Below are 24,952 nucleotides of genomic sequence, written 5' to 3'. Positions count from 1 at the left end.
AGGAAACGAGACACGATGAGTGAACCGGAGCAGACGAGGACGCGCGAACCGGAACAGGCGGGCATTGGAGCTGGAACCACCGAGGCTCTGCATACCGATCGAACGATTTCCATTGGGCTGCCCCAGCGGACCGATCTTGAGCAGGCAGCTGCCCGCGGCATCGACATCAACGATCCTCGTATCGGACTGAAGGTGGCCTCCGAACGATTGTCCATTGTCCGATATGTATTCCTCGTCGCCATCGAAGATGGCATCGCAACGGCCGATCAACGCGCAAGCCTCGAATATGCCGACGCGGCGTTGATCGGATGGCCGGAGATGGATGCGGACGACATCGTTGACTTGGAAGCCGATGAAATGACGACGGTAAGTGAATTGCTTGACTCCATGGAACGATACATCACGCAATTCCGACGCCAGGAAAGCGATGGTGACGTTGACGGCATGACCGATTCGTTGGTTCACACCACCGAATGCACGATGTCGATTCGTCGGCTGTATCAACCCGAGACCCAGCTTCCTACCTATGATGAAATCCGTCACGTGGTCCAGGATGAATGGGATAGGGACATGGATCAGATCGACCCGCCGATTCACGATGCCACCGTGGAGACGATTGAAGAGGAGACCGAACAGGCAGACGAGCAGCGCCAGAAAACAGGCAATGATAAGCCCCAGACACAAGGCAGGGTTGGCCGTGCTTTGTCTGACGCCAGGAAAGAGCGAGCGTGACTTCGGCAAAGTTATCCATGACTTCTCAGACCCTTGACAGTGTGGCGTCGCAGACGAATCGGATCGAGCTGTCGGGACGGGAGCGCAACATGTCCGGCTTGTCCCAAACGCACGAAGGGCTTGCCTGCGGCGTGTCTCTTGCGTTACCTCCGGATTCACTCAGTGCGCGAAATCCGAGGATCACACCGAGCGCGCACGCCCGACGGCGTATCGGCATCATGGGCGGCACCTTCGATCCGATCCACAACGGACACTTGGTTGCCGCCAGCGAGGTGGCTTGGGTGTATCAGCTCGACGAGGTGATTTTCGTGCCTACCGGGCGCCCAGTGTTCAAACTCGACCGTCAGGTGACCAACGCCGAAGACCGCTATCTGATGACTGTCATCGCGACAGCCTCGAATCCACGATTCACGGTCTCCCGCGTCGATATCGACCGGCCGGGCATCACATACACCATCGACACCTTACGTGATATTCGTTCGTTGCATCCCGACGCGGAACTTTTCTTTATCACCGGTGCCGACGCCGTGGCGCAGATCCTCAAATGGAAGGATGTGCACAGTTTGTTCGACCTGGCACATTTTGTCGCCGTCACGAGACCCGGCTATTCAACGTCGGCCGACGCCTTGCCGGAGGAATTCAAGGTCGATGCATTGGAGATCCCCGCGCTTTCAATATCCTCAACGGACGTGCGTGAACGAGCCAGGAAAAACGAGCCCGTCTGGTATCTGGTTCCTGACGGAGTCGTGCAATATATTTCCAAACATGGCCTGTATGCTTAAAGCGTTTCAACTTATGCCGGTGGTGCAGGCCACTCAGTCTGTGTAGTTAGCTAGTATGGAACGTGATTCACGGCAGCGAATGTTGGGAGACATTGTGGGCGCTATTTTCGAAGGCAAACCAAATAAGAATCTGATACTTGTTTCGGGTAGATCCTACCCGCAGCTAGCTGACAATGTCGCCAGTCAGCTTGGAATCGAAGTACTTAAGACCACGGCCTACGATTTTGCCAACGGCGAGATGTACGTGCGTTACACCGAATCGGTGCGAGGCGCGGATGTCTTCGTTCTGCAAAGTCACGCTGGGGACGTCAACAAGGCCATCATGGAACAGCTGATCATGATCGACGCGCTCAAGCGCGCTTCCGCTCGGTCAATCAGTGCCGTGTGTCCGTTGCTCGGTTATTCACGTCAGGATAAAAAGCATTTGGGCCGTGAACCCATTTCCTGTCGTCTGGTGTTTGATTTGCTTAGGTCTGCGGGCGCGGACCGTGTCATGAGTGTCGATTTGCACGCCGCCCAGACGCAAGGGTTCTTCGACGGTCCGGTCGATCATTTGATTGCCATGCCGGTGCTGGTCGATTACATCCGTGACCGTTTCCAAGGTGAGTTCTCCAACGTGGCGGTCGTCTCTCCTGACGCAGGGCGCATCCGCGTGGCTGAGCAGTGGGCCCAGCGTCTGGGCGGCGGTCCACTGGCCTTCGTGCATAAGACCCGCGACATCACCACCCCGAATCATGCGGTGGCCAATCGTGTGGTCGGTGATGTCGAAGGCAAGGATTGCGTGCTTGTGGACGACTTGATCGACACTGGTGGCACCATCGCCGGGGCTTGTGAGGTGCTGAAAAAGGCGGGTGCGAAGTCCGTGACCATCGTAGCCACGCATGGCGTGCTGTCCGACCCCGCCGTCGAAAGGCTGAAGAACTGCGGCGCCCGTGAGGTCGTGTTGACCGATACCGTGCCGATCGACGAATCGAAGCGTTGGGACGGTCTGACCGTATTGTCGATTGCCCCGTTGCTTGCAAGCGCCATCAAGGCCGTGTTCGAGGACGGTTCGGTTGCCGAGCTTTTCGACAACTACCCCGTTCATCACGGCCAGGGCTTCCTGTTCGCCTGAACGTGTATCGTATAATTCCAACTTGTTGATATCATGCGTCGTCTGCGGTTCGGAAACGTCCGTCGTCGACGCATGACTTGATTTTTTGGGCTGTTTTCACTGTGTGTCGCCTTGTCAGGGCACACCGGCATAATAGTCACTTGTGATTCGGCAACGAATCCACTCCTCCATGGTGTAATGGCAGCACACGGGTCTTTGGAACCCTTAGTCTTGGTTCGAGTCCAGGTGGAGGAACCGGATAGGAGTAGGTATTATGGCTCTTTCAGCGGCAATCGTCCTCGCGGCTGGCGAGGGGACGAGAATGCGTTCAACGAAACCAAAGGTATTGCATGAATTCGCGGGTAAGACCTTTCTTGAACGGGTGATGACGTCTGTGAAAGGACTCGACCCGGAGACCTTGGCCGTCGTTGTTCGTTATCAGGCAGATCGTGTAGCGCAGGCCGCCAAGGAATATGACGACGATTCCATGATTGTGGTGCAGGATGAGATTCCCGGCACTGGACGCGCAGTGCAATGTGCGATGAAACAGCTCGGCCAGGCGTGTGAGGGTGCCATGCAAGGGTTGGTGCTGATTGTAGCCAGTGATATGCCTTTGCTGGACACGGACACGCTGAAGGCGTTGATTGATTTCCATATCGCCAGTGGTGATGGTGCTACCGTGCTGACCACGCGTCTTGGCGACCCGACCGGCTATGGCCGTATCATCCGCGACAGCAACGGCGACGTCCTGCGAATCGTGGAGCAGCGTGACGCCAATAGCAGTGAACTGGCGGTGCATGAAGTCAACACTTCCGTCTATGTATTCGATGCTGCGTTGCTTGCCCAGGCCATTGAGGGGTTGAACTCCAAGAACGCCCAAAGCGAGTTCTATCTGACCGACGCACTTGAAACGGCACGTCATTCGGGCAAGGTGGGAGCGTTTACCGCACCGGACGCTTTGAGCGTGGAAGGCGTCAATGATCGCGTGCAGCTCGCGGCGCTGAGCCGTGCGCACAATCTTAGGATCTGCGAACATTGGATGCGCCAAGGAGTGACGATCCTCGATCCTTCCAGCACTTGGATCGATGATGATGTGGAGCTTGCCGGCGATGTGACCGTGTTGCCGGGTTCGTTCCTTCGAGGCCACAGCGTCGTCGCGGAAGGTGCCGTAGTGGGCCCATACACGACCCTGATCGATGCACGTGTTGATTCCGGGGCCACGGTGGAGCGAAGCTGCGTGCAGGAATCGCATATCGGGCCGAATGCGACCATTGGTCCTTGGACGTATCTCCGCGCCGGAAACGAGTTGGGCGAGGGAAGCAAGGCCGGTGCCTTTGTGGAGATGAAGAAAGCACATATCGGCGACGGCACCAAGGTTCCGCACCTAAGCTACATGGGCGATGCTGAACTCGGCGAGAATTCCAATATCGGTGGTGGAACCATTACCGCGAATTATGACGGTGTGCACAAGAACCGTACGCATATAGGTTCGAATGTGCATGTAGGCGCAGGAAATCTGTTTGTCGCACCGGTCGAAATCGGTGACGGAGTGACCACCGGAGCCGGATCGGTCATTCGGCATGAGGTTCCCGACGATTCGATGGTGTACTCGGAGAACGCCCAGCATGTCGTTCAGGGCTGGAAGCCTGAGTGGGAACGGTAGCGTCTCGTCCGACGGCTGATGGGCTTCGGCATCCGTTTCCGACACTCATCTGTCCGGCATTCGGAGCGTTTTCGTTCGCTCTGCCTGATACCATAGTTACGGATAAACACGAGTACAAAGTAAACATGAGGGTCTTTGTATGGCTCTCTGCCGCATTTCGTCACAAGGTCACAACATATGACAGCATTGCAAAGTTCCGTCGACGGCCTCAAACTGGCCGCACAGGCCGCAGACCGCATCAAAGCAGAGGACATACTCGCATTTGACGTTTCGATGGCTATGGGCATCACCGATGCCATGTTCATCGCCTCGGCATCCAGCGAACGACAGGTTCTGGCAGTCGCCGAGGAAATCGAGAAGGATTTGGCCACCAAAGGAGAACGCCTCAAGCCGCTAGGGCGAGAAGGACTTGACGATGCACGTTGGGTGTTGCTTGACTACGGTGACTTTGTCATCAATGTGATGCATGAGGATGACCGCCGATACTACGAGCTCGAACGTCTGTGGAAGGACTGCCCGTCGATCGACCTTCAACTCCTGCCGCATGTAGCCGATGACATGGCGGAAGAACACTGACGGCGATTAGCTGTGAAAGCACCGGAGTGAGGACGGCGCCCTTGTAAATATAGGCGCAAAGCGTTAAAAAAGGCTTAACGGCTGCTGATGATGCACCGGTTCGATTAGCTTCGGACCGGTGCCTTTCAGTGGTGCGACCTCATAAAAATCCAAGGCAGACGACAACTGCTTGCCGCCCTCATAAATCGCTCTCAACTGCGGGGCACCGTCCTTGAAAGGATCCAGCCAATCATCCACCATGTCGTCCGGTACCAGCAGAGGCATGCGATTATGAACGGTGGCCGGTCCCTCAATGGCGTAGCAGGTCAGTATCGTTGCGGTCAACGTCCACGGTGCGGCAGAAGAGCCGCGCCACCACGAGTAGAGACCGGCCATTGAAAGCGGTGCACCGGTTGCATCGTGGAAATAGAATGGCGTACGACGATTGAACTCAAAATATCCTGATGCGGGGATGATTGCCCTGGCCGAATGGGTGGCCTCCATGTACGTCGGGGTATGCGGAGCCGCTTCCATTCGGGCGTTGTAAGTGGTGAATCGCAGTTTCATGGTAGGAGACCAACGCGGCACAAATGACCAATGGCCTCCGGTCAGATGACGGTTGCCGTCTCGTCCTTGCGCGATCACGCCTATTGTCTGGTGGGGGACGACACTGAATGTCGGAATGGGCAGATTGTCCAGGTCAATGTCCTTGATCGCGAACCCGGTTCCGACGGCTTCCCAATCGAGCTCCATTGCGAAATCTCTGCACACGGGCGTATTCCTGCCTTCCTGAGTCAGCCCAGGCCGCAGCCGTCAGATAGAAACGTATCTGATAATATAAATTGTATCACAATATAACTAATAACCTAGGCAATCTACTGCTATCTGTCTAGCATATCATGAGAATATCGGAGACTTAAAGGGTGTCGTTGAGACATGGAACGATATTAAGGCTCTGTGAAGAAGGCCCTCCGCATATTGCATGCGGAGACCCTTGTGCAGTAAGCATTACTCGGTTCACCACCTTGGGTTCATGGTTATCGAACCCAAGGGATTTGGATTTCAGTCCTTGGAAATGGTCTTCCCGGCGTTGGGGCCCGCCGAAAGATCCTGAATCTCCGTGATCTCAAGAACGGGGATGACTGCGGGCTTCTTGGTGCCGTTCTGCTCTGCCACCTTCACCTGCTCATCATAGATGGCGTCATCGGAATGCAAGGTCACATTGCCGCGGAAACGGTAGCCCTTCTTGCTTTCAAGGTTGGCAAAGCAGATCACCAGGTCACTGCCGTCCTCAAGGTTGCGGTAGTGCTGACCTGCGGTGCGTTCGTGATAGGCGAGGTGATTATCGTCCAGCACGAACATCGACATCTTCGGGCCAAGGTCGAGTTGCCCATCCTTGCTGGAGGTCGCGATCCAAGCGAGGTTGTTGCTGATGAATTCCTTCATCTCCGGGGTTAACGTGGTCATGACGTCGTCCTTTCATTGCTTTCAATATGGCATATCCGCCACTTGCTTCCATCGTACCTGCTTTTGCCGCACCTCATCGGTAAAAGGCTGTGAACTGGCTCACCGATGCGTAATCTGAAATACATTTCCTTGCTTTCCCAACAGCCAGCATGGAACGACCATGACGTTTGCCGGTATGTGGATTCCATACCGTTTTGGGCGTGTCTTCGCTCTGCGATGAATTAAATTTGCAATGAGAAGAACAGATCCAGTCATACGCTGGGGAAAGGCATACGATGCGGTACCAAGCGGCAACACACCTGCCTGTCGAACCGAACGCTGAAGACGATTCGTCCCAGTATGTCGATGGAGGTTCCGATTTTCGCGAGCGTGACGGTTTTTCTGGTTTACGCAGCCGTTTGTCACGGAACTTTCCGCCAAATCTCGCGAGACTTATGTTGTTGTGCTGCGCTGCGTTGTGGGGCGGCAGCTATATGGTCTCCAAGGTGGCGATGAGTGCCATCAGTCCTCAATGGCTCATGACGATGCGAACCGGCGGAGCATGTTTGGTCATGCTGGTCTTGTTCCACCGTGTCATCATTCCCGCCCTCAATCGTCGCATCCTTGTTCCGGCGCTGGTAACAGGGCTTACTTACTACGGTACGATGGCCTTGCAAACCTATGGACTCAGAACCATAGACCCGGGTAGAAGCGCATTCCTGACCGCGGTCTATTGCGTGCTCACGCCTTTTGTCGCGTGGTACACGAACCGTCGCCGTCCAAGCATTACCAATGTGGCCGCGGGATTCGTCTGTCTGGTCGGCGTGGGCTTCGTGGCCCTCAAACCTGGCGGTCTGACCATGACATTAAGCGCCGGGGATTTCCTGACCCTGGCGTGCGCCGCGGTGTTTTCGTTCAATCTGACCTATCTGGGCATTTACTCGACACGGTTCAATCCCATCGCCGTCACATTCGTACAATTCGCCGTAGCCTGCTGCTGTTTTCTTTCTGGTGCCCTTATTGCGGAGCCCGCACCAAGTGCCGCATGGCTTGATCCTAAGGTCGTTGTTAGCTTCCTGTACCTCTTCCTTGGAGCCACGACTTTGGCGCAGATTATGCAGAACATCGGACTGGCGCACGTTTCGGCTTCGTCGGCCTCCGTCGTCATGTGCACCGAAAGCTTGTTTTCAGAACTGTTTGCCACCGTTTTTTGGCATGAGTGCATCGTCCCGACGACCTTGGCTGGTTTTGCGCTCATCTTCGCGGCGGTGCTGCTGACGATTCTTTATAAGCCCCGGATGGCGGGCTGACCTGAAACGGGACTGCCATCATACTGGTCAGGAGACCGGAGTCCATGTGCCTGGGAAGATGCCCGATCGTCGCGAAATGCCATACGATGACCGACGTGCATCAGGTCATTGAATCACGCATGTTCGCCCACTGCGCATTAAAGTGAGCGTTCTGATAAATTTTGGTTGACATTCAGACTTTCTTGAAGTCATGGCATTAGTTTGGAAGCGTGAAGAATTTTTTTAAAGGTATTTCTTTTTCGCAGATCATGGCGGGTGCACTGGCGGCGGTCACCTCGTTTCTGCTGTCTGCCAAAATCGGCATAGCCGGTTCGGTGATCGGCGTGGCAGTAGGTTCGATCGTATCCGCCGTCGCATCGCAGATATATCAGAACCTTCTCCGCGAATCCGGACGCAAACTTCAGGCCGCCGCGCCGTTCGACGGCGGTGACGACAACAAGGATTCAACCGTCGAGGCGACGGAACCTGGGACAGGCGAAATTCATGGGGGGAGCCCAAATCGCACGATAACAATGCAGGGACTTGGTGACGCCGTGGAGGGCACTGCCTCCTTGGCTGAGTTGGCGCGTAATGGAGCAGGCAAACCGCAGGATCCCGTTGCGACCACTATATATAAGAACGCCGATCTCAGCAATGGCGACAATACGTCAGATTCAAGCACAAGCATCATGCCGTCCGTGATGCAGGGCGCTAAAGCAATAGGTTCCGAGACGACCAAGGAAATGCGTCGTGACGGCAATGGCTCCCGATCCATTAAAGGCCAGGCTGGGAACAGGGCCGTTCGTGACATGAACGACCCCAAACGCGCCAAACGCACCATGGTCATCATTTCGATCGTCAGCGCACTGGTCGCCGTGGCCATCACCGCGGGCGTCATCACCTTGGTGACCCACGGCAACGGTACTGATGATGTGGTGCGCAATGTCGTGAACAATTCGCAGACGGGCGGAGGACGACAGCAGAAACTCAATACCGATACCGATGCCCCAAGTCAGCCAGGTAATTCGGGTAATCGATACGGCAACGGTGGCAACACAAACAGCGGTAATGGTTTGAACGATTCGGGCAAGGTGCCTGCTCCCACTTCCGGTGAATCGGGTTCAGGCTCTTCTGGAACCGGCACGTCCGGTTCGGGTTCAGGGTCTACTCCTAACTCTGGCTCCACTTCAGGCACCACTGGTGAAAGCGCTGGCTCCGACAACAACGGCAATAGTACCGGTAACGGATCAGGGAGCACTTCAGGAAACGACGGCACGGCTGATTCATCGGGCACCGGCTCTGGTTCGAACGGTTCGGATGCGCCATCCAATGGTTCGACTCCGCAGAACTCGGGTACCGTCGGCACTGGTTCAACCAAGGTGAACAAATAAAGGCAAACGTCGCAACAACTTCATCGGACACATATCACAGAAAGGCCCGGAGCATTGGAAACGTCTAGTGCGACGGGCTTTTTGCTCTTTTGAATCGGTCTTCGACACGCCGGTTTGGCAATCGTGGGATTCTGTTGTATCCTATATAAGGCTTCGCAAGGAGCCAATAACTAAACAAGACCGGGGCTATGGCGCAGCTGGTAGCGCATCTCCATGGCATGGAGGGGGTCGGGAGTTCGAATCTCCCTAGCTCCACGGTTAAGGCTTTCGAGGATTTCCTCGGAAGCCTTTTTTTCATGCTGATTCACCAGTGTTTTCAAGGGTTAGGGTACGGTTTCCATTCCAACGTCATCGTCTCACGTTGACTCACAATAGGTCAGGTTGGCGTATACTTAGGTCGCAACTTAGGTTCCACGCCTGACCGGGAGGGTCGGTGTGTCATGCCGAGGAGAAAAGCCATGCGTTCAGCGTTCGGGAGTATAAGGGGCGCAAGAACGGGAGTGGCGAGCTGGTGTCGCTTTGGGCGCAGTAGGGCGTGAAAGTTTCCGTCGTTACTTTCAGGGGCGACCTAGTTGATACTTCCATGATCGCGCCAAACTTCTTGTACAATATAAGCTTATGGATGCTCGACTGTCACTTTGCTACCAGACCATGGTTATCCGAGATCTCTGTTGGTTCAACCGGCACCTCGATGTGAGAGACATGCTCCTCTAGAATGTCTGATTCGTATGCCCCGATGAGACACATCTCGATTGGGTCACCACAAATCCGATAACCGAGTTCAGCAATCTCTTCCTTCATCTTCTCATAAATGTTTACGGATTCAAGGAACGGTCCTTCGAAGGTACGGCATGCGTACAAGCCTTCTTTGATGATATACGGTACTTCTGGGTTCTTCTCGCCGGTGTAGAGCATGATCGCTTTGGCCGGGAAACACCCATTGACCGTTTGCGTGGTGTCAACTAAATATGTGGGTATGCTTCTGAGCGTTTTCAGACGTTCGTGCTTGTTGGTGGTCATATATTGAGCGAAGGCGTAAGGGATATCCTCGTAGAACAGCAAGTCGGTGGAGGCAAGCTCGCACGGTCGATCGGGAAATCGGACAAAGGTCGTCTTTGAAGATTGAGCTTTCGAAAGTGCGGTAAGGTCGCGCTTGAGTTCCTCTGTGATGTCCCGTTCCTGTTGGACCAGTTTATCGCGTTGTTCCCTGATTGATTTCAAAGCCTTGTCCATCAAATTTAATGTTGATTGGAAATCGTGATGTCTCAGATATTCCTGAATATCTTCTAAACTCAGACCCATCGCACGTAGTTCCAGAATAACATTGAGTCTGAAAAAATTTTCGGAAGTATAGACTCTGTAAGAATTATAGGGATTTCTATGCGGCACCACTAGTCCAAGTTTCTCGTAATAATACAGAGTATCGATGCTGATGCCGTATGTTTCAGCGGTTTCTTTGATAGATTTTCCGTCATCGATAAGATGTTTGACATGCATGGATGATTCCGCCTTTGTTGTTCCTTGACCCACACTAGGGTTATAAAAAGCCATTCTATTGCTTGATTGTCCAAAATCCGCCTGACGCCCTACAAAAATAGTAAAATCTGGACCTCTTTGTCGAATTATTTTCTTTTATTTGAAGTTTGACCCTCTTGTGACTCAAGGGTATACCCTGAAACGGATTTGAGAATAGGGCATTGTGATGTGCCCATATTCTTCTCAGGGAAAGGAATAATGATGCCAAAAGTTACTACCAAAACTGGTGTACTCGTTGGTAAAGTGTTGGACGGCGATGTCGATGCATATCTAGGTGTTCCGTTCGCCAAGCCGCCGGTCGGTTCCTTGCGTTGGAAGGCGCCGCAGCCTTTAGACCCGAGTGATCGTGAAATCGACTGCACTGAGTTCGGCAAGGCCCCGATGCAGAAGGTCGATCCGGTCATGATTGATTCGTGCAGGGAGCTTAGCGAGGATTGCCTTAACCTCAACGTTTGGGTCAGGAATCCTGAAGGTAGGACGGATTTGCCTGTTATGGTGTTTATTCACGGTGGTTCCTACATGGAAGGCGGCATTGCTGATCCCGAGATTAATGGTGCGCAATTTGCTCGTCGCACCGGCGTGATTTTGGTCAATTTAAACTATCGACTCAATGCGTTCGGATTCCTTAATCTTGGATCGTTGCCAGGTGGCGAGGAATTTCCGGATGCCAGTACCTGCGGTATCCAGGATCAGATCGCCGCTTTAAAGTGGGTCCATGAGAACATTGCGGCTTTCGGTGGAGACCCCGGTAATGTTACGTTGTTTGGTGAATCCTGTGGAGGCGGATCCGTGATGCTGCTGTGCGTGGCGCAGGGAGCCAAGGGGTTGTTCAACAAGGCTATATGTGAATCTGGCCCGATCCAGTTGTACAACACGCCAGAAACCAGTGCGCCGTATGCCAAAGAGGTCATGGAACTGCTTGATTGCAGGAATGCGCAGGAACTTGCGGCCGTGCCCGTCGGAATCGTTCAGGAAGTCCTCTGCGACAAGTTCTTCCACAACCATGAGCATGATGTATCCCTGCTATACGCGCCTACCTGCGATGGTCGTGTGCTCCCGAAGAAGCCGTTGCAGGCTTTGAAGGACGGTGCGGCAAAGGACATCGAACTGATGATCGGCACCAACAACGACGAGTTCGCATACTGGGGACTTTACTGGGATCTGGCTACCCAAATGCCTGATTTCTGGCATCATCAGGCGGTCATCCACTTTGACGGCAAGCTGGACAACAAAAAGTACGAGACCGCATGGACCAATGCTTACCCGGATCAGGATCCCGGCGAGAGGTACCTCGAGTATACCAACCAGATTGGTTTCCGCGTGGGCTCTGACCTCATCGCGCAATATCAGTCTGCGTACAACAAGGTTTATCATTATCTCTTTGCTTATGAGTCCAAGGTTCCTGGCATGCATTCCTGTCATGCGCTTGAGTTGCCGTTCGTTTTCGATAACCGTGACGTGCCTGGTGTCAATAAAGGTCTGACCGGTGAGGTTCCTCCTCAACGACTCGCCGATTCGATGCAGGATGCGTGGGCGTCCTTCGCGCGCACTGGAGATCCAAGCACCCCTTCAAATCCGCATTGGGATCCCTACGACACCAATCACCGCAATACTATGGTTATGGATGAGAATTCATGGTCATGTGAGCAGAACATCAATGATAAAAATGACGGACTGTTGCGCTCTGCATTCGAAGAGTGCTTGCTCGAAGATTAGTGCAATTAAGAGAAAAGAACGATTATGGACAAGAAACAAACTCCTACATATCGTTGGGTTATTTTGGTAATTGTATGCCTTATCGGTGTGTTGTCGAATTATATGCAGTATCAGATTTCTGCTATGGCGATTTCCTTGACGCCTCTATTGAAAATTGACCCGGCAGGTTTCTCGACATTGCTAATGATGCCCATGCTCACAGCAGTGTTCCTAAGCATCCCCATGGGTACCCTCGGTGACAAAATGGGGCCGAAGCGTGTCGTCTTCGCTTGCCTGATCGTTGCGGTCATCGGCGCGTTCCTGCGTACATTCTTCTTGAATTTCCCAATGCAGGCGGTCTCGATGTTCCTGCTTGGTGCTGGCATTGCCGCGTTGAATGCCAACTTGATTAAAATTCTGAGCGTATGGTTTGGAGAAAAAACGCAGGTTGCCATGGGCTTCTTCTTCGGAGCTGCTGGTGTAGGTGTAATTCTGGCTCAAATGGTGGCGCCTCGTATGAGTGTGTTCGTTTCGTACCTGAGCTCAGCCATCATTTTGTCTGTATTCACCATCATTTGGCTGGTGCTTATCAAGGATATGCCTGACGGGATTCCGATGCCTCCATCGTCCGGAGAGTCTCCGGTCAAGTATTTTGGCGTCGCCGCCAAGTCGAAGAATGTGTGGCTCATTGCCTTTTGCTATGGCTTCTCAATGGCTGCCTCTACCTCGTTCGCGGGATTCATCCCGCAAACGTTACGAAGCCTTATACATTTCGATGTGACCCAGGCTGGCTTGGTGGCTTCCGCTGCCGCGTTTGGATCCATCATCGGCTCGGTGATCGGTCCTCAAATCAGCTCCAGATTGCGCACGTGGAAATGGTATCTGGTATTCACCATTGCGGTGGGCGCTGCACTCATGGTCTTTTTCTGGGCTGTCGTCCTGAAAATGCACGTAGTGCCCGCTATCCCTGTTTTGGTGATTATCATGATGATTTCGGGTACGTTCGGTGCCATGAACGGACCGATAGTGCAGGCTATGCCCTACGCGTTGCCTGAGATTCGTGGTAAGTATGCTGGCAGTGCCGGTGGTCTGGTCACCGCTGTTGGTTTGCTGTGCGCATTCGTGATTCCGGTATGCGTTTCCAAGCTTTGCGGGTCAAACCTTATCCTGAACCTCGCCATTGAAAGCGTCATCTTCCTACTCTCGGCAGCGTTCGTGATTGCTTTGCCTGAACTTGGTCCTGGTGGCAAGATTGCTCAGGAAATTGCGGCAGAGGAACAGCTTCCGGCGTGAATCGACCTGTAATAATGTGGGCTGATTCAAGTTCATAAACCACAACCCACATTTCCATCTGAAAGGATCCGTTGGTTTCAACGGATCCTTTCAGTGTTTCTCGCTTGTGGGTTAATCGTCGAAATGTGGGCTTTTGGATGTTGGAGCGTGTAGCTTGCATATCCTTTTCTGATGCTGGATCCTGATTTGCAGGGGGTTGATTGTAGAGTCGTCGGAGGGGTCCGCCAGTGCCGTCGATGGTGACCACGCCGCCAAGGCTCATATCCAAATCTGAAACGTAGAGATCGACGGCACCGAATGGGCGTGGGGGCGACCGTTGCGGAGGGGGATGGGCAAATTCGGGAACGATCATCCGGTGGACACGTTGTGCCGGACGGAAGGCAACCTGATGATCAGTCCGAATCGTTCATATTGCGGCACTTCGAAGGCAAGCACGACGGGCATTGTTCATGGCAGAGGTCAAGCAAGGCATACTATATCCGTTCGACGACCGAAATAAGTCTGTGGCATAAACCAACAGAGGAGCCGTCGCGAGAACAGCGAGCTGTTGTCATACGCTGGATGATCGAAGGTGGGGGTAGGTCACGGTATCCACTGAAACGCTTGCACGATAAGGGCTATCTCCTTGGTGTTTTCACGATTCTCCGGATGCGCGTCGCTTTTTGCCAGCCATCATTCGATCATGTTGTTGATGTCCGACCCCGTTTGACGCGTCTGAGACGCCGTCAACCGTAGGATGTGGTCGGAGCTCGTGCCGGCCTCCACCCATTCTTCGGCCACTGCCTCCATGTTGTCAAGGTAGCGTTCATAAGCCTGCTCATACGGGAGTGCGGCCGAGCGCCGGAACAAATCTCCTTCGTCAAACCGTTCTTCTGGCGTCTCTGACGTATCTTCATCGATGTGCGTTGCCGGCTGGTAGGCCCTCCACCAACTTTCTCTTTTGTCAACATCAGTCGGATGCATCTTTTCGACCAGCCTCATCATCGGCAGTTGTTGCAGATGATAGCTGATTGGGCCAGGGGGAGGGGGCAAGTCGAGCTGTTTGCTGATCGATCCGACGGTTTGTGGGTCGTTCACTTTCAAAGCGCCCAGGATTCTCATTCCGACGGGGTTCGATATCGCCTTGAGCATGTCCGAGTCGGATGAGTCCCCCGACTTCCTTTTGGGATGTTCTCTGGTCGCCCGAAGTTTTCCGATGCGTCCAGTGCTCCTTTATGATGGAAGTTGTCTCACAGCGAATTGTTTGTACAAGAATCTTGCGCAAACAATTCGTCGATGGTATAGAGAAACGTGTGCGTCGATCCGAAGACCTCACTGCGCTAAGGCGCGAGGTCAGGAAGCAGGCGGATCACGATACCCGTTGGCTTTGGGGACGTGTGCGGCAGCGGTGGCGTCGAAAGTGGCGTTTAATTGCCGTCAGAGGCAACGACGAATGCGTCAACTGTGGAATCGAGGCACGGAGATGGACTCGAAAAGGCTTTTGACGGCTTGAACCATACCGTTCGTGGTTTACGGCCGATACCGCTTCAGCTACAGGTGCGGCACTCGGATCGTTGGCGATATCGCTGGTCGGGTATTCCGTCTTCAATTCAACATCGACGGCGGGCTGGCTCGGCACATTCTCCTTAATCGCCCAGCAGGTAACGAATGTGTTCGGGGGGGGGACATACGTCGATAGACATGACAGGACCACACTGATCATCGTCGACGCGGCTGCGGGCTTCCTGTCCCGGGGCCTTGTGGCCGTTTTGATGGCTACCCTTGTGGTCTGCGCCATTCTGGTGGTGTTCTGTGCACCGATAAGGCGAATTCACGAAGCGGGTCGTCGGGAGGGCACCGAACTGGAATAGTCGTCATGTCGAAACTTGCGAATGTAGACGCGACCCGAACCATTTGCTTCGTCCTGAACGGTCCGAACCGGTAAGGCCGTCGCAAACCGGTGCCGTCTACGGGTTCGTAATGAGCATTGACGGGACTTTCCGATTCCCTGTGTGCGCGGCGAGGGAACCAGATGCGCCCGCTTTGCCGTTTCGTGTGCCTACCCGATCGCGGCGTTGATGGCGTCGGTGACCGCTCGGGGGTCGGCGACACCAAGAACCAGGCGGTCGTATTTCTCGTCGTGTAGTTGGATGACCAACGGTTGTTCGGGCTGTTTGATGTTCCAGAATTCGACATCGCCGTCCGCGAGCCTGAATGTGCCGGTCTTTTTACCGGACGTTGCCAGTCCCGGGGAGCGGAACGATCCATGCAGGTCGTCAAGGATTCCCCGGTCGATCGTCGCGCCCATTACATGGGCCAACGGTATTTCAAGGCCGCTGGTGAACGACCAGACCTTATCGAGGCCGTTGACTGTGACATGCAGCGTTTCGTCAGCCAAGGTCACGGTATTGCTGGCCTTGCCCTTTGGGGTGTTCTCGCTTGCGTCCAGGGCGTTATCGTCGGCGAGGTTTACTTCACTCATGATTGCATCCTTTGCTGTGTCCTTGTGGTTTTGTCCGTCTTCATTCGTCCGGTTGCCCGACGTGAATATGGCTTCGGTCGAGCAGACACCGTCCCAGTGCCTCGGGTAATGTGGATTGCCGTTCCGTGTTCAGCTTCGAAACCCAGTCGATGAGCATGCCCCGCACCTTCCGATCATTGGGGGCCAGTTCAAGGCACGCGATCGCGATCAATGTGAGGTCTTGGACGGAAGGCCGACCATGCCTCCGGTTCAAGGTCGGTGCAGGTCGCCGCTCCTCGGCGTTTGGTGCGAGCCGTTCAGGCCGCCCGTCGAACTGTTTGATCCTCGATTGGCTGTCAGACAACGCCGAATCGGGTTTGCAGGCGGCTTCCTCCTCCTCCAGGGATTGGCCAAGCGCGGCCACGAACAGACCGTGCTTGCTGCCGAATGCCTGATACAGGCTTCCCCGTTTGAGCCCGGTGGCCGCCGTCAGGTCGTCGATGGAGGTCGCTTCGTAACCGTGCGTGCAGAAAACGGCGCTGCATTGCTCGATAACGTCATGTTCGTCGAAGCTTCTGGGTCTTGCCATGAAAGACAGTCTAACAGTATTTGAACAATCGGTCAAGAACTAGCGTGTTGAGTTCCTCTCGTCGGCATGGCATCAGAAAACGAGGAATATGGATATCAAACGGCAAACGAAGCCAGGTGACCTCCTCCGATGGCTGGAACCCCGTTGCGCAGCAGTTGAGCCAAACGGACATGCGGTTGACTCACAAAGCCGAGGCCGTACCGGTTAGGTACGGCGCTTTGACAAGATCGTTCGTAGCGGTGGCATCACGGTTTGGGCTTGTATTCATCCTTCAGAACCTCGAACAGCTCTTCGGGCGTCAGGTCGCAGTCGTTGCCCAGCCACATTCTGAAGATAGCCGTGATTCCTGCGCGGAAAAAGGCCGAGTGGTACTCGATGTTCTTTGAACCGTAGTATTTTTCGGCAAGTCGCCGATCCCTGACTTGAGGGTTGAACTTCAGATCAAGCCCAAGCCTGAAGTACGCCCGATAAAACGACTGATGGTCTCTGATGTTGCAAAAGAGCTTCGAGAAATCGTTCGAATTGTATTTACGGGTCAGTTCATCGGCGTAGATGGTTTGGAAATCGCGGTCATCTTTTCCTCGATGTTGTCCATCAGGTCACGAATGTCGAGGTAGCCGGCATAGAAAGTGCTGCGGTTGACGTTTGCGCGTTTGCAGATCATCGTCACGGAGATGCGGTCGATGTCATGCTCCTGCACCAGCTCGCTGAACGCCTGTTCGATTTTGTTTTCGGATTCCGGTTTCCGTCGATTTTCGTTGGTACGCATGGTCTTCCCGTCCTCAACCCGACAATTCCTGGCTGAATCGTCGGGTTGTTGCAGCTTTTTCCCTACGGTACGGTGTACACCGGTCATACCGACAGGTGTCGGGCTGACCGAGAACGACCTGAAAGGAACATCGACATGGCCAAATCAAAACTGGTGAAAATCAACAAGAGCATAGCATCCTTAGCGCATATCGGCTTCGACGCCATACGGGATAACGTCATGGACGGGTATGAACATGTCGAGAAGCCATTCGTGGACCGATATCTGACCGAGGAAGACGAAACCGTTGAAGAGGCTCAGCGTCGGCTCAAAGCCGAACAGACCGAAAGAAAGGCGGAACAGGAACGAGGCCGGGCGCGTCGTCGGGTGACCACCGAGAAACGTCATCATTCGCACTGACTCGTTTCGGATTAAGCGGTTTCGATGGCGGACGACGGTCCGGCCCCGCCGACGATCCGATGGCGGGACCCGACCGATAACCGATTAAGGTCTCAGTCAATCACTCGGCTTTTGGAGGCACGGTGGTACCTGCGAGCGCCTTCTCTCCCGGGCGCGCCAGCGGTCCGACCAGTTCATGTGCCGTGTACGCTTCCTCCATGTAGTCGATGTCCTCCTGTTCAAGATGGACATTCATGGCTGCGACGGCCTGTTCGACGCGTTCGGGGGAGCTGCAACCCACGATCGGTGCGGAAGGCCCGTGAACCCACTGCCAGGCGAGGGCGATCTGCGCCATCGGCTCATGGTATTTCTCGGCCACCTGCGCCACCCTGTCGATGATCGGCTGGTCCTGAGCCCTTGCCGAATCGTATTTGTTGCGGATGACCTTGTCGGTCTGGAACCGCTTGGAGTCCGAGTCCCAGGTCTTTCGGGCAAGATGGCCGGACGCGAGCGGACTGTATGGTGTGGGCACGGCCCCGTACTGCCGAGCCACGGGAATCAATTCCCGTTCATCCTCGCGATAGAGCAGGTTGTAATGGCATTGCAAGGTCGACAGCTTCGTCCAGCCGTTGCTTTCGGCGGCCGCCTGGAGGTCGTGGTACTGGTATCCATACATCTCGCTGGCTCCGAGCGCGCGGACCTTTCCTTCGCGCACAAGGTCGTCAAGGGCCTGCATGGTCTCCTCGACGGGCGTATCATAATCGAAGCGGTGCAAAATGTAGATATCCAGATAGTCGGTGCCGAGCCTTCTGAGGCTTCCTTCAATTTCCCGCTTTATCGCTGCGGCCGAGCTGTGACCGTCATTAAAATACACTTTGCTGGCCAGCACGACCTTGTCTCTTGGCACGCCGATGTCTTTCAGTGCTTGTCCGATGTATTCCTCGCTGGTGCCTCGTGCGTAGCAGTTCGCTGTGTCGATGGCGTTGACGCCCAGTTCAAGGGCACGGCTGATGACCTGTTCCGTGGCCTTCTGGTCAATGGTCCACAGGTGCTGATCCGGGTCGGGCTTGCCGAAGGACATGCCTCCGAGGAACATCGGCGGAATAATCACCCCAGATTGCCCTAATTCGAAATGCTCCATGTCGTTGCCTTTCTTTCTGCCATTGCTTTGTGGCCGGCGCGCATCGTCTTGATGCGACCCCGTTGACCACCGTATTGACTTCGAGCGCTTGAAGTCAATACGCTGTAGATGGTCACGGCGCGTATCGCCGTGGAGTCAACGGAAGGAAAACGAATGAAAGCGGCCATGTTTGTAGAGCCCGGGCGAATGCAGACTACGGAAGTTCCGATGCCGGTGATTGAAAAACCGACCGACGCGATTATCCGTATCCTGCGTGCGTGCGTCTGCGGATCGGATCTGTGGTGGTATCGCGGGATTTCGAAGCGTGAACATGGGTCGCTGGCGGGTCATGAGGCGATTGGCGTGGTGCAGGAGGTCGGCCCGGAGGTCACGGCTGTGCGGCCAGGCGATTTTGTCGTCGTTCCGTTCACCCACGGTTGCGGCAGATGTGCTGCATGCCGTGCCGGTTTCGACGGCAACTGCATGAATCAGGAACCGGGCGGCAATGCCGGGTACCAAGCCGAATACCTTCGTTTTGCAAGCGCGGACTGGTCTTTGGTCAGGATTCCCGGCAAACCTTCGGATTATTCCGATGAACGGCTCAACAGCCTGCTTGCCCTCTCCGATGTGATGGCCACGGGCTATCACGCCGCCGTAAGCGCGGAAGTGAAGACCGGGGACACCACCGTGGTCATGGGCGACGGGGCCGTGGGGCTGTGCGGAATCATCTCCGCGAGATCACTCGGCGCGGAACGGATCATCGCCATGAGCCGACATGACGATCGCCAGCGCATGGCGTGCGAATTTGGAGCTACCGATATCGTTGCCGAACGGGGTGATCAGGCCGTCGAACGTGTCATGGAGCTCACCGGAGGGTCCGGAGCCGACTCGGTACTTGAGTGCGTGGGAACCGAGCAATCCACGATCACCGCCTTGAAGGTCGGTCGTCCGGGATCCATCGTTGGGCGTGTGGGCGTGCCGCAGAACAGCGAGCTGAACACCACCGAACTGTTCTGGCGCAATATAGGCTTGCGCGGAGGCATTGCTTCGGTGACGACCTACGATAAGAACGTGTTGCTCGACGCCGTGCTCGATGGCCGGATCGAACCGGGACGCGTGTTCACCAAACGGTTCGACCTGGATCACATCCAGCAGGCATATGAGGCGATGGACGAACGCGAGGCGATCAAATCGCTGATCGTTGTCGCGGAAGCGTAGGTCCCGGATGCCGCCTTTGCCCCGACTGATGGGTTGGGGCGATTGTGGATGCGGAATCGGCAGACCTTGTAAAGGTTCGTCTCCTCGGGCGGACACATGGGCTCATCGCAGGGTCGGCGTGGCGAATCGGAATCGTGTATCACGCCGGTGATTGCAAGCGGTGCCGTAGGAGTCGCCTTGGCGGTCGTCCGGTGAGCCCGATTGACTTCGAGTGCTTGAGGTTTTTATAGTTGATACTGACCGCCGGTAGAATCGGCATGATACGAAAGGTGCGACAATGACGGTACTAGATGAGGCATATACGTTGAGCAACGGCGTCACGATTCCGAAGCTCGGCTTCGGTACATGGCTGATCGATGACGACAAGGCGGGGCAGGCGGTCGAAACGGCGATCGCATGCGGGTATCGCTACATCGACACCGCCCAGGCCTACGAGAACGAGCGAGGGGTCGGCCAAGGCGTGCGCGACTCCGGGCTCAAGCGTGAGGACGTTTTCGTGAGCACCAAGGTTCGGGCCGAGCATAAGGACTACCAATCCGCCAAAGAATCGATAGAGGCTTCGTTGACCAGACTCGACATCGGTTATATCGACCTGTTGCTGATTCACGCTCCCGAGCCTTGGAGCCATTTCCATGAGGGCGACCACTGCTTGGAAGGCAACCTCGAGGCTTGGAAGGCAATGGAGGAGGCCGTTGAAGACGGAAAGGTCCGTGCAATCGGCGTCTCCAACTTCGAGGATGTCGACCTTGACAACATTCTCGACCACTGCACCGTCAAACCGGTAGTCAACCAATTACTCACCCACATTGGCAACACGAGGTTCGATCTGCTTGACTATGCGCAGAAACACGACATTCTGGTCGAGGCGTATTCACCCATCGCCCACGGTGAGATGGCGGGGGACCCGACCATTACCGGCATGGCGGAGCGGTACGGCGTCTCAGCGGCACAGCTGATGATCCGGTACTGCCTGCAAATCGGGACATTGCCGTTGCCGAAAGCCTCTTCCGAGGAACACATCAGGGCGAACGCGGATGTCGATTTCGTCATCAGCGAGGCGGATATGCTCACGCTGCACCAAATACCCAAAGTCATCGACTACGGTCGGTCAAGCGCGTTCCCCGTATTCAGCGGGCGCTGAATACGTTTCATGCTAAAACCTGTCCTCACGTGGTTCGCCTTTTATGCTCGGTTGTCGGGAAAAGCGCAACCATGTGTCCCTATCGTCAAGAAAAGAGAGATTGATGTCCACCACATTCACCAACCCCAGTCCGTTCCCGCTAGGGAAGCCAAACGATGCCTACGCCCGATATTTTGAGGGTCAGAGCTATTTGGCGCCATTGGTCGGCACGGATACCGTGGCCGTCAGCAACGTGACGTTTGAAGCCGGCTGCACCAATCATTGGCACATCCACCACAAGGCCACACAGGTTCTGATTGCGGTGGGTGGGCGCGGCTATTACCAGATCGAAGGTGAGCCGGTTCGTCAGTTGCGCCCAGGCGACGTGGCGGTCATCCCACCCGAGACCAAGCATTGGCACGGTGCCAGTCCCGACGAGCCGTTCTCGCATCTGGCCGTCATGGTGCCTCAGAATGGTTCAAGCAACGAATGGCTAGAACCGGTTGACAGTAAGACTTACAGCGAGTTGGTCTGAAACTCGAGTACGAGCCGAAACGCACGACGGATAAGGGAAAAGCATGACTATCAAACAGACCGCAGGACGCGAGCAGCTGGGGCAGTTCGCCCCTGATTTCGCGCACTACAACGATGACGTCCTCTTCGGCGAGGTGTGGAACGACGAGACCATTACACCGCATGATCGCTCCATGATCACGATTGCCGCCATCATTGCCATGGGCGCCACCGAGCAACTCGACGCCCATCTGAACATCGGCAAGGGCAACGGCATCACGAAGGAGGAGATTGCGGCCGAAATCACCCACTTGTCCTTCTATGTGGGGTGGCCTAAGGCCTGGTCGGCATTCAATCGCGCCAAGGAAATCTGGGGCGACGACGCGAAACCGGATGTCCCGGAAGACTAAGCCCGGCCGTGCTTCGGTGGATATGGAGTTGACTTCAAGTACTTCAAGTCCGTACCATAACGGATATGACCGATTCACGTGGCACCTCCGAAACTCAGTCCCCGCGCTGGTACTCCATCCGCGAGGCCTCGCTTTATTGCGGGCTACCTGAAAGCACATTGCGTTACTATGAGCAAATCGGCATCATAGCACCCGTGGCCCGGGATCCAAGTTCCGGCCACCGGTGCTATAGCGACGATGACCTGCAGGCCCTGTCGATCACCGCGTGCCTCAGTGCCACGGGCATGCCCTTGAATCAGATGCGCGACTACATGGAACATCGCGACGAAGGCGGCGATGGAGCCGATCATGAGGTCGGACTGCTGCGTGAACAGCAACAGCGGATAGAGCGCGAGCGCCACGTACTCGACATTCGTGCCGACTACGTGGGTCTTAAGATTCGTTACTGGCAGGCCGTTAAAACCGGCGACGAAGAAGAAGCCGCGCGAATCGGCCGGCAGGCGCACGATAAGATCGACGAACTTAGACGATAGTCGGCCGCGCCCGATTTGTCTTACGGGTCGGGACAGGTTTTTCTTGCTTGCTTTCAGAGCCGGCGCATGAATGCGACAATCAGTTCGGCCCGTTGCCGGCATTCGAGCGGATTGCTCCCCGATGTGTTGAAGACTGCGGTATGCTATGAAGCGTTCAATACCGATAGGGGGAGTAAGCCATGAGACGAGCGGTGGTCGGCATTGCCGCACATGTGGATGCAGGAAAGACCACCCTGTGTGAGGCGTTGCTGTATCGTTCCGGCGAGATACGCAAACTCGGTCGGGTGGATCACGGCGACGCTTTTCTCGACACGGACGCGATGGAAAAGCGTCGTGGCATCACCATCTTTTCCAAGCAGGCGATTCTTCAGACCGATAATGTCGCTTTCACTATACTCGACACGCCGGGTCATGTCGACTTTTCGGCGGAAATGGAACGAACGCTGCGCGTGATCGACTACGCCATTCTGGTGGTCGGAGCCAATGACGGTCTACAAGGGTATACCGAGACGTTGTGGCGCATCCTCGAACGCTACAACGTTCCTACGTTCATCTTCATCAACAAAATGGATGTTACCGGGGCCGACAAAGAGTCCTTGCTTTCTTTGATCCGTCACCGTTTTTCTGAAGGCTGCGTTGATGCAGACAATATCGATGGACTCGACCGTGACGAACAGGTGGCTTTGCTCGACGACACCGGCATCGCCGTCAATCAGCTGCTGGACGACGGCCGCATTCAGGATCAGACGCTACGACGCCTGGTCAATGAGCGACGGCTTTTCCCGTGTTTTTCGGGTTCCGCCTTGAAACTTAAGGGCGTCGACGAATTCCTGGCCGGACTTGAACGCTTCACCAGTGCACGGCAATATCCGCAGGATTTCGGCGCGCGAGTATACAAGATCTCACATGACAATCAAGGCAACCGCCTGACATGGCTCAAGGTGACGGGCGGGTCACTTGCGGTCAAGGACTCTTTGAGCAACATACGTTTACCTGAAGACCCCGATGAGGGCTCGAGTCCGGTGGGGACTTATGATGCGCGAACCGGCGCGGATACGCCTTGGAGCGAAAAAATCGACCAGATTCGCCGGTATTCAGCCTCAAAATACGAGTTGATCGACACTGTCGAGGCGGGTGAAGTGTGCGCCGTGACCGGATTGACCCGTACTTTCCCGGGTGAGGGACTCGGATTTGAAGATGACGCTGACGCGGCGGTACTTCAACCGGTTCTGACGTATACCGTCTGGCCGGGAGCCGACGACGACAATCGACTTCAGTCAGTTGAAGCCGTAAACAGCGTTGAAACGGCTCGCGACAGTGCTGCAGATCACGTCGGGACTCGAGACGCGCACCTGCCTTCCGGCTCGCATGACCGTACGGCGCCGATCAAGGATGGGGCGGGGCACTTGGCTCCTGAGGTGCAGGCGGCTGAGGTCACCCCGGAACTTCACCATATTTTCACGGCCTTGCGTACGTTGGAAGATGAGGACCCAAACCTGGGGGTACGTTGGGTGCCGCGCTTGGGACAGATCCAGATCCAGCTGATGGGGGCAGTGCAACAGGAGGTCATCGTGCAGATGCTGCACGACCGTTTCGGCATGGATGTGCATTGCGGATCCGGCGGCATTCTCTATCGCGAGACCATCAGCGCGAGTGGCGAGGGGATCGGTCACTTCGAACCGTTGCGTCACTATGCCGAAGTCCATCTTCTTCTTGAACCCGGCCAGCCGGGCAGTGGTATGCGCTTTCGGTCGAAATGCAGCCTTGACGATCTCGATCGTAACTGGCAGCGTGCGATCCTGTCGCATTTGGCCGAAAAGGAACACCTTGGGGTGCTGACCGCCTCGCCTATCACCGACATGAGGATTTCGCTGATTGCGGGGCGCGGACATGACAAACACACCGAAGGAGGCGACTTCCGCGAAGCCACCTACCGAGCCGTGCGACAAGGACTGATGGAGCTCAAGCGGCGCGGCGCCTGCCAGTTGCTTGAACCCTGGTATCGTTTTCGTCTTGAAGTGCCTCAAGAAACGATGGGTCGTGCGATATCGGATATCCAGCGCATGAGCGGCACGTTCGACACTCCGATGTATGACGGCGAATATGCGGTAATAGAAGGCCGGGCACCGGTGTCGCAGATGCGCGACTATTCAAACGAGGTCAATGCCTACGCCCGCGGGAGAGGACAGCTCAATTGCGTTTTTGACGGGTACAGACCCTGCCATGATGCGCAGACGGTCATCGACCGGATGGCCTACGATCCCGAAACGGATATGGAAAACACGCCGGATTCGGTTTTCTGCGCTCACGGCGTAGGATACACGGTCAAATGGAACAAAGTGCCGGACTTCGCGCATGTCACAGCCAAAACGGATAACGGCCACTGA

General features: G+C 55.3%; 24 protein-coding genes and 2 tRNA genes. 18 read left to right on the top strand and 8 right to left on the bottom strand.

From position 1 onward, the window contains the following. The first annotated feature begins 15 nt into the window (after window positions 1–15). The 6 genes from BBOH_RS00610 to rsfS all read left to right on the top strand — a co-directional run bounded on the left by BBOH_RS00610 (window position 16) and on the right by rsfS (window position 4,846). Window positions 16–732: a hypothetical protein gene (locus BBOH_RS00610; RefSeq protein ID WP_074428480.1), complete on the top strand. Its 717-nt coding sequence runs from the start codon at window positions 16–18 to the stop codon at window positions 730–732. Window positions 733–821: 89 nt separating this feature from the next. Next, complete coding sequence (gene nadD, locus BBOH_RS00605; protein WP_081930269.1) at window positions 822–1,514, top strand: nicotinate-nucleotide adenylyltransferase; 693 nt, start codon at window positions 822–824, stop codon at window positions 1,512–1,514. Window positions 1,515–1,605: 91 nt separating this feature from the next. Continuing rightward, window positions 1,606–2,628 (top strand): ribose-phosphate diphosphokinase, encoded by a 1,023-nt coding sequence (locus tag BBOH_RS00600; protein ID WP_179855848.1) that lies wholly within the window; start codon window positions 1,606–1,608, stop codon window positions 2,626–2,628. 163 nt (window positions 2,629–2,791) lie between these two features. Further along, window positions 2,792–2,862: transfer RNA gene (locus BBOH_RS00595), tRNA-Gln, on the top strand. Between the two features lie 19 nt (window positions 2,863–2,881). Then, a complete protein-coding gene (gene glmU / locus BBOH_RS00590) occupies window positions 2,882–4,270 on the top strand; it encodes a bifunctional UDP-N-acetylglucosamine diphosphorylase/glucosamine-1-phosphate N-acetyltransferase GlmU (RefSeq protein WP_033520196.1) in 1,389 nt (462 codons plus the stop codon). A 177-nt stretch (window positions 4,271–4,447) separates the two neighbouring features. After that, window positions 4,448–4,846: a ribosome silencing factor gene (rsfS, locus tag BBOH_RS00585; RefSeq protein WP_033520195.1), complete on the top strand. Its 399-nt coding sequence runs from the start codon at window positions 4,448–4,450 to the stop codon at window positions 4,844–4,846. Between the two features lie 63 nt (window positions 4,847–4,909). Here the strand turns inward: rsfS and BBOH_RS00580 are convergent, their stop codons facing one another. Both BBOH_RS00580 and BBOH_RS00575 read right to left on the bottom strand, forming a co-directional pair. Continuing rightward, window positions 4,910–5,596, bottom strand: a complete 687-nt coding sequence (locus BBOH_RS00580; RefSeq protein WP_033520194.1) for an SOS response-associated peptidase — start codon at window positions 5,594–5,596, stop codon at window positions 4,910–4,912. 291 nt (window positions 5,597–5,887) lie between these two features. Next, on the bottom strand, window positions 5,888–6,292 hold the full coding sequence (locus BBOH_RS00575) for a pyridoxamine 5'-phosphate oxidase family protein (RefSeq protein WP_033520193.1): 405 nt from the start codon (window positions 6,290–6,292) through the stop codon (window positions 5,888–5,890). 434 nt (window positions 6,293–6,726) lie between these two features. Between BBOH_RS00575 and BBOH_RS00570 the strand changes: the two genes are divergently transcribed. The 3 genes from BBOH_RS00570 (at window position 6,727) to BBOH_RS00560 (ending at window position 9,206) form a co-directional block, all read left to right on the top strand. Continuing rightward, window positions 6,727–7,581 carry a DMT family transporter gene (locus tag BBOH_RS00570; protein ID WP_081930268.1) on the top strand — a complete coding sequence of 285 codons (855 nt, stop codon included), beginning with the start codon at window positions 6,727–6,729 and terminating at the stop codon, window positions 7,579–7,581. Window positions 7,582–7,790: 209 nt separating this feature from the next. Further along, window positions 7,791–8,951, top strand: coding sequence for a hypothetical protein (locus BBOH_RS00565; protein WP_033520192.1), 1,161 nt, complete (start codon window positions 7,791–7,793; stop codon window positions 8,949–8,951). A gap of 182 nt (window positions 8,952–9,133) precedes the next feature. Continuing rightward, a tRNA-Ala gene (locus BBOH_RS00560) sits at window positions 9,134–9,206 on the top strand. 378 nt (window positions 9,207–9,584) lie between these two features. Here BBOH_RS00560 and BBOH_RS00555 read toward each other — a convergent pair. Then, the gene (locus BBOH_RS00555; RefSeq protein ID WP_081930237.1) at window positions 9,585–10,502 is read right to left on the bottom strand and encodes a MerR family transcriptional regulator; all 918 of its coding nucleotides are present in this window, start codon (window positions 10,500–10,502) and stop codon (window positions 9,585–9,587) included. Between the two features lie 186 nt (window positions 10,503–10,688). On the opposite strand from BBOH_RS00555, the gene BBOH_RS00550 reads away from it, so the two are divergent. Both BBOH_RS00550 and BBOH_RS00545 read left to right on the top strand, forming a co-directional pair. Beyond that, window positions 10,689–12,203, top strand: coding sequence for a carboxylesterase/lipase family protein (locus BBOH_RS00550; RefSeq protein ID WP_033520190.1), 1,515 nt, complete (start codon window positions 10,689–10,691; stop codon window positions 12,201–12,203). Window positions 12,204–12,227: 24 nt separating this feature from the next. Then, entirely contained in the window at window positions 12,228–13,475 is a 1,248-nt protein-coding gene (locus BBOH_RS00545; RefSeq protein WP_074428479.1) for an MFS transporter, read from the top strand. Window positions 13,476–14,147: 672 nt separating this feature from the next. Here BBOH_RS00545 and BBOH_RS00540 read toward each other — a convergent pair. The 4 genes from BBOH_RS00540 to BBOH_RS09060 all read right to left on the bottom strand — a co-directional run bounded on the left by BBOH_RS00540 (window position 14,148) and on the right by BBOH_RS09060 (window position 17,273). Further along, window positions 14,148–14,576 carry a winged helix-turn-helix domain-containing protein gene (locus BBOH_RS00540; RefSeq protein ID WP_161786380.1) on the bottom strand — a complete coding sequence of 143 codons (429 nt, stop codon included), beginning with the start codon at window positions 14,574–14,576 and terminating at the stop codon, window positions 14,148–14,150. 937 nt (window positions 14,577–15,513) lie between these two features. Continuing rightward, a complete protein-coding gene (locus tag BBOH_RS00530) occupies window positions 15,514–15,936 on the bottom strand; it encodes a hypothetical protein (RefSeq protein WP_237743094.1) in 423 nt (140 codons plus the stop codon). Between the two features lie 40 nt (window positions 15,937–15,976). Beyond that, window positions 15,977–16,504 (bottom strand): TetR/AcrR family transcriptional regulator, encoded by a 528-nt coding sequence (locus BBOH_RS08145; protein ID WP_052118090.1) that lies wholly within the window; start codon window positions 16,502–16,504, stop codon window positions 15,977–15,979. A gap of 535 nt (window positions 16,505–17,039) precedes the next feature. Then, a complete protein-coding gene (locus BBOH_RS09060) occupies window positions 17,040–17,273 on the bottom strand; it encodes a TetR/AcrR family transcriptional regulator (RefSeq protein WP_052118089.1) in 234 nt (77 codons plus the stop codon). A 135-nt stretch (window positions 17,274–17,408) separates the two neighbouring features. Between BBOH_RS09060 and BBOH_RS00515 the strand changes: the two genes are divergently transcribed. After that, a complete protein-coding gene (locus tag BBOH_RS00515; RefSeq protein WP_033520187.1) occupies window positions 17,409–17,672 on the top strand; it encodes a hypothetical protein in 264 nt (87 codons plus the stop codon). Window positions 17,673–17,772: 100 nt separating this feature from the next. Here BBOH_RS00515 and BBOH_RS00510 read toward each other — a convergent pair whose 3' ends face one another. Beyond that, window positions 17,773–18,792: an aldo/keto reductase gene (locus BBOH_RS00510; RefSeq protein WP_033520186.1), complete on the bottom strand. Its 1,020-nt coding sequence runs from the start codon at window positions 18,790–18,792 to the stop codon at window positions 17,773–17,775. A 153-nt stretch (window positions 18,793–18,945) separates the two neighbouring features. Between BBOH_RS00510 and BBOH_RS00505 the strand changes: the two genes are divergently transcribed. The 6 genes from BBOH_RS00505 to BBOH_RS00480 all read left to right on the top strand — a co-directional run bounded on the left by BBOH_RS00505 (window position 18,946) and on the right by BBOH_RS00480 (window position 24,952). Further along, complete coding sequence (locus tag BBOH_RS00505; protein ID WP_033520185.1) at window positions 18,946–19,989, top strand: zinc-dependent alcohol dehydrogenase family protein; 1,044 nt, start codon at window positions 18,946–18,948, stop codon at window positions 19,987–19,989. A gap of 277 nt (window positions 19,990–20,266) precedes the next feature. Further along, window positions 20,267–21,130 (top strand): aldo/keto reductase, encoded by an 864-nt coding sequence (locus BBOH_RS00500; protein WP_033520184.1) that lies wholly within the window; start codon window positions 20,267–20,269, stop codon window positions 21,128–21,130. A 103-nt stretch (window positions 21,131–21,233) separates the two neighbouring features. Then, the gene (locus BBOH_RS00495; protein WP_033520183.1) at window positions 21,234–21,644 is read left to right on the top strand and encodes a cupin domain-containing protein; all 411 of its coding nucleotides are present in this window, start codon (window positions 21,234–21,236) and stop codon (window positions 21,642–21,644) included. A 43-nt stretch (window positions 21,645–21,687) separates the two neighbouring features. Further along, entirely contained in the window at window positions 21,688–22,032 is a 345-nt protein-coding gene (locus BBOH_RS00490; RefSeq protein ID WP_033520182.1) for a carboxymuconolactone decarboxylase family protein, read from the top strand. 65 nt (window positions 22,033–22,097) lie between these two features. Further along, the gene (locus BBOH_RS00485; RefSeq protein WP_081930235.1) at window positions 22,098–22,565 is read left to right on the top strand and encodes a MerR family transcriptional regulator; all 468 of its coding nucleotides are present in this window, start codon (window positions 22,098–22,100) and stop codon (window positions 22,563–22,565) included. Window positions 22,566–22,744: 179 nt separating this feature from the next. Next, on the top strand, window positions 22,745–24,952 hold the full coding sequence (locus BBOH_RS00480; protein WP_033520181.1) for an elongation factor G: 2,208 nt from the start codon (window positions 22,745–22,747) through the stop codon (window positions 24,950–24,952).

Origin of the sequence: Bifidobacterium bohemicum DSM 22767 (genome assembly GCF_000741525.1) — a bacterium.
Lineage (GTDB): Bacteria > Actinomycetota > Actinomycetes > Actinomycetales > Bifidobacteriaceae > Bifidobacterium > Bifidobacterium bohemicum.
Note: the sequence above shows the minus strand (reverse complement) of the source record. Positions and strands in the feature narration are given on the sequence as shown.